This is a genomic window from candidate division KSB1 bacterium (assembly GCA_022562085.1).
GTDB lineage: Bacteria > Zhuqueibacterota > Zhuqueibacteria > Oceanimicrobiales > Oceanimicrobiaceae > Oceanimicrobium.
The window spans coordinates 1-10,235 of record JADFPY010000144.1 but is presented as its reverse complement, the minus strand read 5'-3'; the positions used below and the strand labels follow the sequence as shown (position 1 = coordinate 10,235).

The 10,235-nt window shown below is 43.2% G+C and carries 8 protein-coding genes; 4 read left to right on the top strand and 4 right to left on the bottom strand.

Going from position 1 to position 10,235, the window contains the following annotated elements; translation table 11 throughout:
- Positions 1 to 148: 148 nt before the first annotated feature.
- Both IH879_12700 and IH879_12695 read right to left on the bottom strand, forming a co-directional pair.
- Complete coding sequence (locus tag IH879_12700) at positions 149 to 970, bottom strand: HD domain-containing protein (protein MCH7675798.1); 822 nt, start codon at positions 968 to 970, stop codon at positions 149 to 151.
- Between the two features lie 326 nt (positions 971 to 1,296).
- Positions 1,297 to 1,656 (bottom strand): ATP-dependent Clp protease adaptor ClpS, encoded by a 360-nt coding sequence (locus IH879_12695; GenBank protein MCH7675797.1) that lies wholly within the window; start codon positions 1,654 to 1,656, stop codon positions 1,297 to 1,299.
- 293 nt (positions 1,657 to 1,949) lie between these two features.
- Between IH879_12695 and IH879_12690 the strand changes: the two genes are divergently transcribed.
- On the top strand, positions 1,950 to 2,771 hold the full coding sequence (locus IH879_12690) for a rhomboid family intramembrane serine protease (GenBank protein MCH7675796.1): 822 nt from the start codon (positions 1,950 to 1,952) through the stop codon (positions 2,769 to 2,771).
- Positions 2,772 to 2,900: 129 nt separating this feature from the next.
- Positions 2,901 to 4,280, top strand: a complete 1,380-nt coding sequence (locus tag IH879_12685; GenBank protein ID MCH7675795.1) for an N-acetylmuramoyl-L-alanine amidase — start codon at positions 2,901 to 2,903, stop codon at positions 4,278 to 4,280.
- A gap of 68 nt (positions 4,281 to 4,348) precedes the next feature.
- Here IH879_12685 and IH879_12680 read toward each other — a convergent pair whose 3' ends face one another.
- Positions 4,349 to 7,603, bottom strand: coding sequence for a CHAT domain-containing protein (locus IH879_12680; GenBank protein MCH7675794.1), 3,255 nt, complete (start codon positions 7,601 to 7,603; stop codon positions 4,349 to 4,351).
- Between the two features lie 317 nt (positions 7,604 to 7,920).
- Between IH879_12680 and IH879_12675 the strand changes: the two genes are divergently transcribed.
- Positions 7,921 to 9,417 (top strand): amidohydrolase family protein, encoded by a 1,497-nt coding sequence (locus tag IH879_12675; GenBank protein ID MCH7675793.1) that lies wholly within the window; start codon positions 7,921 to 7,923, stop codon positions 9,415 to 9,417.
- A gap of 312 nt (positions 9,418 to 9,729) precedes the next feature.
- Complete coding sequence (locus tag IH879_12670; GenBank protein MCH7675792.1) at positions 9,730 to 9,891, top strand: hypothetical protein; 162 nt, start codon at positions 9,730 to 9,732, stop codon at positions 9,889 to 9,891.
- A 9-nt stretch (positions 9,892 to 9,900) separates the two neighbouring features.
- Here IH879_12670 and IH879_12665 read toward each other — a convergent pair whose 3' ends face one another.
- Positions 9,901 to 10,152 (bottom strand): hypothetical protein, encoded by a 252-nt coding sequence (locus IH879_12665; GenBank protein MCH7675791.1) that lies wholly within the window; start codon positions 10,150 to 10,152, stop codon positions 9,901 to 9,903.
- Between the last annotated feature and the right edge of the window lie 83 nt (positions 10,153 to 10,235).

The window sequence follows — 10,235 nt, the reverse complement described above, 5'->3', positions numbered from 1 at the left end:
CTGACTTTCACGTTTCACGTCTGACTTTCACGTTTCACGTTTGACTTTCACGTTTCACGTCTGACTTTCACGTTTCACGTCTGACTTTCACGTTTCACGTCTGACTTTCACGTTTCACGCCTCTGTGGTTAACACAGGGGCTTTTTGTTTACTGGATGCAGGACTGTAGAAGCTTATAATGGTCGGTTTGGATTTCTCCCCGCCCGGCCATTTCATCGATGATTTCCTTGGCCTGTTCCTGGGTTTTGGCTGGCCGGAACGGCCGCGCCGAAATAAGCGCATCAAAAATGTCACCAATCTGGATGATCTGTGAGAGCAGAAGTTCAGGGACAACACCTCTTGGATAACCTGTTCCCAAGAGGTTCTCATGATGTTCGTAAGCCACGATGGCATTGAGGTCGCTTTCGTCGTAACCATAGTAAGTAAGGAGACAAAAACTGTAGATCGGATGTTCCTGGACGACTTTCATCTCTTGCTCGTCGAGCGGCGAGACTTTGTTCAGAATCTGTTCAGGAACCCGGGTGATGCCAAAATCATGGGTCAAAGCGCAAGAAGCGGCCTCTCTTGCTTTTTCCTCATTAGTTTTTAGCTCCAGAGTCATCAAGGTGACAAGGGCCGTGACCGCCAGAGTGTGATCGTAATGATACTTGTACCGTTCCATCCAGCCTAATTCCTCATCCACCAACTGGCTCAGCGGTACCGACCCGGTGATTTTTAAAACCTGCTCTTTTTTATCACCGAGTTTAGAAAAACATTGATATTTCGTGTCATTCAATAGAACTTTGAAATTGAAATAGTGGTGAGTGTCCCGAAATTCGCGGCCGCGCTCAGCCCGCGGCAGCCTTTGCTCCCGCAAACGATTTATGAAGCTTGTATCAATTTTATCCCCTTTTCGGGCAATCACCCTGCCGTCAAAAGCAGTCAGTGGATGGCTCACGTGTATCTGATTTTTCTTTCTGAAGAACCTCATATTAAATAAATCATTTTTGCAAATCAAACTGCTTTGAGATTTAAAGATCTATATTTCATAATCGGCTGGTGATTTTCGGAAAATAACATTGTTACGATAATACAACCCGGCCGTATGCATTGTTTTCCCTCCAAGCAGTCCCTATTGTTCACTCGCCTTTTTATCTTCTTTTACCACAAATAATCACGCCGTAAAATACAAAAAACAAGCACAAAAACCCAAATTTATTTGTTATTTGGCTTTTGCGATTTGAGATTTCAAGTCTTGCCAAAAAGCTTGTGCTCGAATGCTTTTATCGAGTACGACAGGACTTCACAATTCAGGTACTAACAGGTCGTCCCTGCAGGCTGGAGTATTGCCGACATCGAGCCCTGGCAATGCGGAATTCGCCAGTCTGCGCCGTAAGCGTGGATTTGGTCACGCTTTAGCTCGGCCCTTTCCTTGGTTGTGGTATCTACAATCACCCTTCCCCGAGCATCTACTTCACAGGCCATATCAAATGCTTTTCCATGACTATGGCGGAAAACCTGTATCAGCATTTCAACAACGTAATCGTAGGTATGATCGTCATCATCGAGTAAAATGACATTATATTGCGGAATAAGAAGAGGTTTTCTTTTCGTTTTTTTCCGCGGTTTTGTTTTAATTTCGGGGAGAGAAATAGTTTCGGATTCTTCTGACTGCATGATCAAAATATACCGAGCAAAAAACGGAAAGTCAACAAACTTTTTTGCTTGACTTTTAGGCCATTAATCCCTAAAATGAAATCAAAAGCAGCGGAAACATTTTGTTTGGAAACTGAAATTTAGATTTTAACCCTACCTGTCGATACCTCTGATGAAGTGTTGTTCCGCAAACTATCACCGAGTTTGGTAATAGTTCTAAAAACCTTCGTTTGAAAACAAAAGGAATTTGTCTACTTTTTTACCGGTTAAATATAATTAAGTACTATTTTTAATCTTTGTCTTCGTGAACGCGCATGGCATATTATGAAAGATCATATCGAATCGGCTTTGGCGGCAGCCTAACTCAAATCGTAAAATATTTACTGATCATCAATATTGCTGTCTTTGTCTTACAAAAGATCTCCCCGCAAGATTTTTTAGTTCAATGGTTTGGTTTAAGTCCGCAGTTGGCCATATTTAAGTTTCACATCTGGCAATTCTTCACCTATATGTTCCTTCATGGCGGCGTCATGCATATCTTTTTTAATATGCTTTTTCTCTGGATGTTTGGTTGTGAAGTTGAACGGACTCTTGGAAGTAAGGAATTCCTAAAACTCTATTTTATTTGCGGGGTCGGCGCGGGGATTTTACATTTAATCTTTAGTTTTAATTCAACCGTAATGGGCGCTTCCGGGGCAATTTATGGTGTGATGGTTGCTTTTGCAGTCCTGTTTCCTGAGCGTGTTATTACGTTACTGCTATTTTTCGTTTTGCCGGTTCAGCTTAAAGCAAAATATTTGGTCATGATTTTTGTTGGTATATCTTTATTGTCGCTGGGAAGCAACGATGGCGTCGCACATTTTGCTCATCTCGGCGGAGCTGCGATCGGGTTTCTTTATTTGAAATTGGATTGGCGCCTCGACTTTCTTGGAAATTGGTTGCGACAGCAGCGAGAATCACAGCACGCGGTACAGAAACTGAAACGCAACCAGGCTATGCACGAGATTCGCGAGCGAGTTGATGAAATATTAGATAAGATAAATGAAGTTGGTTACGATCAACTCAGTGAAGAAGAAAAGAGAATTCTGCAAGAAGCAAGTCAGAAATATAGTCAGGAGAAGGAACCGGAGAAATAGACAGTTTTGATCCCTTTCATTGAGTCTAAAAAGCGGTTTATACCCAAATTTAGCATTCGATTTTCCATCTGTTTATTGACACTTATTCCCTTTTTATCTTATTCCCAGAATTCAGACTGGGAACGAAGCGTGCAACGTAAAGCGCGTAAGATAGGAAGGGATTTTTACTTTGTGGGTCTTCAAGATATTGCTGAGTCTTTAAACACACACACCTATTACAGCAATAAAGTCCGAAAAGCAATTTTATACCTCGGTGAGGAAAAGATCACGGTTACAGCTTTTAATCCATTTGTTATGGGTGGTCACAAGGTATGGCAATTGCCTGTTGAAACCAAATACTCTGACGGCGAAATTTACGTGCCGGTAAAGTTCTTTATACCGATTGTTAAGGATCTTCTGGATAAATCAACGAATGGTAATGGGGTGGATGAGCTTTCATTAACCACAAACATTACCGGAGTACAGGTCGAGGAAAAACTGAACGGTACATTAATTCGGATTAGCACTTTAAGAGAATTCAGTAAAACGAGCGTCAGTGCCCGCTACAGCCAAAGGGCATTTTATCTCGATATCTTGAACGGCAAGATAAATGAGAAGTCTTTCGTGAAAAGTTTCAAGAAGGGGCTGGTGAGGGAAATCGTGCCCGTGCAATTAGATCAGATGGTTACTATTACATTTAAATTGAACAAAGATATTTCGGGCATGGATTTGCACGTGACTCACCATTCGAATGAACTGCTGGTTTCGATTCCCAAGGACAAGGTGAGTCCCGACCTTCTCAAGAAACTGAAGAATGACCGGGAAAAATGGCTGATCGATAAAATCGTAATCGATCCCGGTCACGGCGGTCGTGACCCCGGCACAATTGGCGTGAGAGGCTCTTATGAAAAGGACGTAGTGCTTGGCATTGCTAAGAAGCTAAAAAAACTCTTAGAGAAAAAATTAAAGGTTCAGGTTTTTATGACCAGAAAAAATGATACTTATATTTCTTTAAAAGAAAGAACTCAGTTTGCCAATGAGAAGCAGGCGAAGCTTTTTATCAGTATACATGCCAATTGGAACCGCAATTCAAAACTCAAAGGTGCGTCAACTTATTTTTTGGGATTAGCTAAATCTGACGAAGCCGTCGAGATTGCTCAACGTGAAAACGAGGTTATAAAATACGATGATGGTGCCCAGAACTCCGGACTCAGCGAGGAAAACATCATTCTGGCGACAATGGCACAGAATGCGTATAATAAGGAAAGCCAGGACCTCGCGAACATGATTCAGGAATCTCTTGCTAAACACACCGGACTTCGGAATCGCGGGGTTAAGCAGGCCGGGTTTTATGTAATGGTTGGCGCATCCATGCCGAATGTTCTGATCGAGACAGCGTTTATGTCGAATAAAAAAGAGGAGAGGTGGTTAAAGTCTTCATCCTTCCAACAAAAAGTAGCTCAAGGAATTTACGAAAGTGTTAAAGAATTCAAGAGGAAGTATGAGTTGACAATTCAAACGGGCAAGTAGTTCGAAGAAAAAACGAAGAGCGGGAAGCGAAAAAGCGCTCGTAGTGTATCCTGAGCAAGTCGAAGGGCTCATGCGCTTTTCACTTCTTGAGTCGGCTCTTTGTTAATCTTCAGAAATTGCCACACCACCAAAGTTATAAAAACCGCCATCCCCAATAAAGTAACGTAAATCAGCCAATATTTCGAGCTTGATTGGAAGGTCATCGGTTGGGGGTCTCCGTGTAATAAATAAGGCGCCCATTGCAAAGGATTCCGGCTGACTTTTTCTAAATACGTAACTTTAGCTTGTTGCAGAGCTTCGGCTTTACTCAGTCCTAATTTTAGATTTAAATAAAAATTTTCAAATAATTCCGGACTATTGACGCCTGCGGTTTCCCAGATTCTGGTCACGATAGTTGGGACACGGGCGAGATTAGCTCCAAGTAAAAATCCGTTTAAACTCCCCTCATCCAGGATTTTAAATTTACTTTGATTGCTCAAAACCAGTAAATCTGCATTTAAATTCAGGTTAAATATTTCATGCGTTTCGAGTGTGTTTCCCCCCGGAGAATCGGAAAAATAAAGTTTTGAATAAAGTGCCGAGCGCTCATCCAAAATATGCGGAATCGCCAAATGAATAATTTGATAATTCAAACTTTCTTTTACAAATCGATCTTTAGTTGCTGCTTCACCTGAATATAGTTCAGTGGTATCTTTTCCAAATGAACTTGATATCTTTTTTAAATAATTTTCATCCGTGATTGATTTGCTTTTGCCGTTTGAATAATAATTGCGAAGCGTTACCCTTTCTGATTCCGGCCGCCTCGTTGAATTTGCAAATGCAAGCAATGTACCTTGCGCATCTTTATCTCTTGCATTCGGTAAAGTAAGAAATTTGGCATATGGGGCATAAGAAATCACAAAATCTTCGATCAAAAATCGAGCGTAATTAAAATCATAATTGTCTATTAATTCCTCCAGGTTGGTGACCAAAGCTCCAAAAGGCAGCCGGTTTATGATTCCATGCGGAGAAATTATTACCGTACTTTGCGGAGGAATCCACTCTTTGATTGGCTCAAATATTAATTTATAGACCTGACCAGCTAAGTCCAGGCGAAACGGGTTCATCCCCCAATCCGCAGCGTTTGGATTATCACTTATGAATGGACTGATTTGCTTTACGAGCGTTTCCAAATAACTCGCAGTCACATTAACCCGCTTACAATAAATTTCATTTTTTGTGATCACCGTAATAAATGTGGCTTCGTCGGCGATAAAATAGTGCACAAAAGTCCCATTCAATTGCCGCAGCTTCGTTTGAAGTTCGGGCAGAGTCTCCGCAGTGGGGTTGAAAATTTCATATTCCGGATATTGCTGCGCAATATTTGCCAGTTGTTGCTGCTTTTCCTGATGCAAGCTGTCGATTTCACTTTTGATTTTCATGACGGAGTCGAGATTATCCCGCTGGTCTTTATACCGCATTGTCCACAATGTCTGCCATTTATGGTGAATTTCCTGGTTCTTTAGATCAAGCTTCCATTTAACTGCGTCCGCCATGTCAGATTTAATTTTATATTTACTTTTTGAGAAGACTATATTATGTGTCATCGCTTTATATTGTTCGCAGGTCTCGTAGATTTTAGTCAAATCGCCAACGTTGGCATAAGCTTTGATGGCCGGAATAAAAACATCTTCTAATAAATCAAAGAACTCTAACGTGTGCTCTTCAAAACAATAGTCATAAAACTTATTTAGAGAAATTAAAACGCTGTCGCTGTAAGCTTTCGCGTATTCGGGAATCCCGGCGGCTAAGTAGGTTCTGATCAAACCGGCTTGTCCGGCTATTAGCGACATATAGGACCCGGCTTCCTTTCCCAATTGAATTGCTTCCAGAAAATTGACCTCGGCCTGTTCAATTTCATTTTCCAGTAAAGCTATTTTTCCTTGCATCCAGCGGTGATTGGCGGCATACTGCAATTGAAACGTCTGACGTGCCAAAGCATCTGCCATGTTGAGGTAAAATATCGCTGACTTCAGTTTGGTGTTTAGCGGTTGCAAGTAGAGGTTTGATAATTTTACAAAGCAAATTTCTGTCAGGCTGTGTTGCTGGGTCCTTTGAGCGTACCGCAGCACTTTTTGGTACGCTGCTTTTGCGTCAGCCACCTCCCCTTGCGATTTATGAATATCGGCAATTTTCAGCAAAGCGAGATATTGAGTATTTGAATGCCGCGCTTTCTTCGCAATTTTCATACTCTGATTAAGATATTCGATGGCCTGATCCAGGTCGGTCGAATTCAAATAAATTCGACCGATAGCAAAAAGAGATTTTGCGGATAGACTCGTATTTTCTGCCCGTTCAGCTTCTTTCAGGGTCAATGAATAGTATTTCAAAGCTCGGTCGTTGTCGGTCATTTCTTCATAAGCAAATCCGAGATCGTGATAAAGAGGTGCCAGGTAATCGATCTCACTTATTTCTCTGGCAATCTCAATACCTTCATTGCAGGCATTGGCCATTTTCTGATACATTCTCAGTTGTTTGTAAAAAAACGCAGCAGCCTGACTAATCTCTAATTTCTCTTTTCGCGCTGCAGTTTTTTGAGCCAGTTCTAAACCCTTCTTAAAGTAATAATCTGCGGAGTCCGGTTTGTCAATCTCCTGAAAATTGTTTGCCATATTTTTGAAGATTTCGATATTGGATATCTTTTTAAAATCTTTGTTTAATTTTAAAGCCAACCGGTAATACCTATTTGATTCCTGGAATTTCTTGGCCGTTTGCTCAATATCCCCTAAAACCTTGTAGCCGTAAAAATCTTTTCTCTTTTCCAAATAGCTCAAGACGGTTCCCCGGGCTTTCTTCAGCTTTTTGATTTGAAGGCGCCAGATAGCGTATCCTAAATTGTAGAGGTGTTTCTGGGCAGAATCTTTTTGAATTGCCCGCAAGACTCTTGCAAGTTCGTTGGTTTTTTTTAGCTGTAGTGCAGATTTTACAAATAAGTCAACCAGATAGGGTGAGGTCGAGCCTTTAGCTAGAGCGGTTTTACAATTTTCAAAAGCCTTTTCCCAATCTTTCGCGTGCTTGTAGAGTTGCGCTAATCCTAAATAATCATTTACGTTTCCCCTTCCTTGCTTGATTGGAATTTGAAAGTAATCAACACCTTTTTTTAGAGAACTGCTGTAGTTATAAAAATCGGCAATTCTTATGAAGGCCTCGACAAACGAAGAATCGTCTGCTATCTGCTCTTTTAAAAGTTCAATTGCTTTGCTGTAGTTTTTTTTGCTTGCTTCTTCAAGTGCAGACGTAAAGTAATCTTCCGGAGAAAAAGCCCAAAGATCTAAACTTGACATCACTAAAATGAGACAGAAAACTAGTCTGTTTGATTTTTTATACATTCCGTTCTTTATCAAGAAGGTTCAATTTGAAACCCGTCAATATACTAAAATGCAACCAAGGTGTCAATATTTTTTGTTCAAAACAACATGACGATTTGCTTTGATTCTTCTGTTATGAGCGCCGATCTTCTCATTTCCCTTGACACCCTTGAAATAATTTTGTTTTTTGTTTATAATTCACCCCGATTCCTGGAAACTGTGTTTTTGATTAGGTCAATCCGATTTTCGTAAATAATCTGATTATAATAAAACTGTACTAAGGAGGAGCGAATATGAAAAAGTATTTTACCCTTACAATATTATTGATGTCTTTAATTATCTGTTCTTTCATTCACGGCCAGACTGTTGCTATTAAAGCCGGCCACTTAATCGATCCCTCCAGCGGGAAAGCAACAAAAGATCAAATCATTCTGGTTGAGGATAAAAAAATCACTGCAGTTGGCGCCGATATCGACATTTCTAAAGCCGATGAGGTCATCGATCTTTCCGACTCCTGGGTTTTGCCGGGCCTCATGGATGCCCACGTTCATATGACCTTTGGCTTGCCGCCCTATGTGAAAACGAATTCGGACTGGGAGATGTACTTCCTCAAAGAAAGCACGGCTTATCGGGCGCTACGGGGAGTACGGAAATCCATTGAAGCCCTCGAGGCAGGATTTACCACATTGAAAGACATCGGCAACGACGCTAACTACGCCATGATCGATGTAAGAAAAGCGATCGAAGCCGGCTACTTTGTCGGACCGACGCTTATAACGAGTGGGAAAATCATCGCCGCATTTGGCGGCCAATCATCAGGATTTTCTCCTGAGCAAGGCGAATTCTGGCAATATGAATATATCGACGCCGACACCCCGGACGAAATCCGTAAAGCGGTGAGACGCAATATCTATTACGGGGCAAACACCATCAAGCTGGTGGCGGACAACGGCATTTTCTTTTATACGGAAGATGAAATTAAAGCCGCAGTGACCGAAACTCATAACGCGGGTTTGACCATATCGATTCACGTTTATGGCGGTCAAGCTGCTACCAATGTTATCAATGCCGGTCCAGAATCCATTGAACACGGATTTGAACTTTCGGATGAACAGCTCAAGCTCATGAAAGAAAAGGGAATTTTTCTGGTTGGAACTGATTTTCCCGAAGAGCATCTAAAAGCGATGGGATCAAGCGATGCTAAAGCTAAAAAGACCGCCAATCAGGTTATTGATCGTCTCAAACGTGCACACAAAATAGGTGTGAAAATGGCGTTTGGCACCGATGTCATTTTAGATCTCCCCGGAATGACCCGCGGACAAATGGCGTTGGACTATCTGAAAGTTTGGCAGGCAGCGGAAATCCCGGCGGCAAAAATTCTAAAATGCATGACCACAAACGCCGCTGAGCTCCTCGCTGTTCAAAAAGACCGGCGAGGTATTGTGTCTCGGCTTCTGGAAACGCCGCGGCCAATGACCGCACGCTCTCCTCCGGCGTGTTGGCACTATCGGCTATCTCAAAGACCTTGGCTTATATTCCTTCAGGTCGAATTTTTTTTCGATTTTATTGAAAAGACAAATGTAGAAGACCAACTGCAGGGGAACGGCATGCAGCTTCTTCTTGAATCTGTTCGCCGGCCTATTGAAAAAGTCGGAGGTGCTGAGGAATCTGAAACGACCGATCTTTTCCAATTCCTCGTACGCTCGATGCCGGACCAACACAATGAGGTTCTTACCGCGATACGCTTTCGCCGTATAGGCATCGTAGAGAAAGGCCTCATTTTCCGATAATTCAACCGGCAAGATCTTATGGCGGCAATTTTCGGTGTCGCACCAGGTGAATGCGACGATCCTTTCCTGGTGCCGCAAAGCAACACATAGGGAACGGTTTTTCAGCCTAGTCACGAGATCTGCGCTCGAATAGCCATAGCCTTCCACCGCGGCCAGCTCGGGCATGTCCGCCTCGCTCAGGAGGCCGAGGCGACAGTCCGCGAGCGCCGCGCTCGGAGCCGCGCCGCCGAGGGGCCTTTCTTCGAACACGATGGAAAGCGAGATTCTCAAGCCGACTTTGGCAAGCGAGTTCCGCACTCTCTCGTATATGAAATGAGACAGGAGGTCCTTTCTATATTTGTCGATCATTTGGGTGGTGAAACCAGGATTCGGCGGCGTCGCCTTTTCTTTCCGCGGAAAGGAACGTTGCGCCTGACCCGGGCGATGGCTGGATTCGATCGGATTCATTTGCGTTTCGCCCGGACCTTCGATTGACGTTTCCACCTAATTCAGAGCCGTTTTGAGCACAGCGATAAATTCGTCGATGTGATCGTCGAGCCAGTTTCCATGATGCCCCGACACGACGTGAACATCTCCGCCTTCGGTCGTGTGATCGAACCACTCCTGGTTCACGTCGATCTCGCCGCGCGGGCTGGCCGCGGTGCGCACGATGGTGATCCTGCCCCGGAATGGGGCGCTCGGACGATAGCTGTCGATCGCCCGGAAGATCTTGTAGTCGATGTACTCGTGCTTCATCTGGAGCGGAAGGGTCGCCCGGCTCAAGTTGCTGTAAGACCCACCCCTGACGAACTGGCGTAGCTGCTTGGCGAAGCGGAAGG

What these genes read in the sequence shown, in the direction of transcription:
- IH879_12700 (MCH7675798.1), bottom strand. Translation starts at nt 970, where the DNA reads ATGAGGTTCTTCAGAAAGAAAAATCAGATACACGTGAGCCATCCACTG.
- IH879_12695 (MCH7675797.1), bottom strand. Translation starts at nt 1,656, where the DNA reads ATGCAGTCAGAAGAATCCGAAACTATTTCTCTCCCCGAAATTAAAACA.
- IH879_12690 (MCH7675796.1), top strand. Translation starts at nt 1,950, where the DNA reads ATGGCATATTATGAAAGATCATATCGAATCGGCTTTGGCGGCAGCCTA.
- IH879_12680 (MCH7675794.1), bottom strand. Translation starts at nt 7,603, where the DNA reads ATGTCAAGTTTAGATCTTTGGGCTTTTTCTCCGGAAGATTACTTTACG.
- IH879_12675 (MCH7675793.1), top strand. Translation starts at nt 7,921, where the DNA reads ATGAAAAAGTATTTTACCCTTACAATATTATTGATGTCTTTAATTATC.
- IH879_12670 (MCH7675792.1), top strand. Translation starts at nt 9,730, where the DNA reads ATGAGACAGGAGGTCCTTTCTATATTTGTCGATCATTTGGGTGGTGAA.
- IH879_12665 (MCH7675791.1), bottom strand. Translation starts at nt 10,152, where the DNA reads ATGAAGCACGAGTACATCGACTACAAGATCTTCCGGGCGATCGACAGC.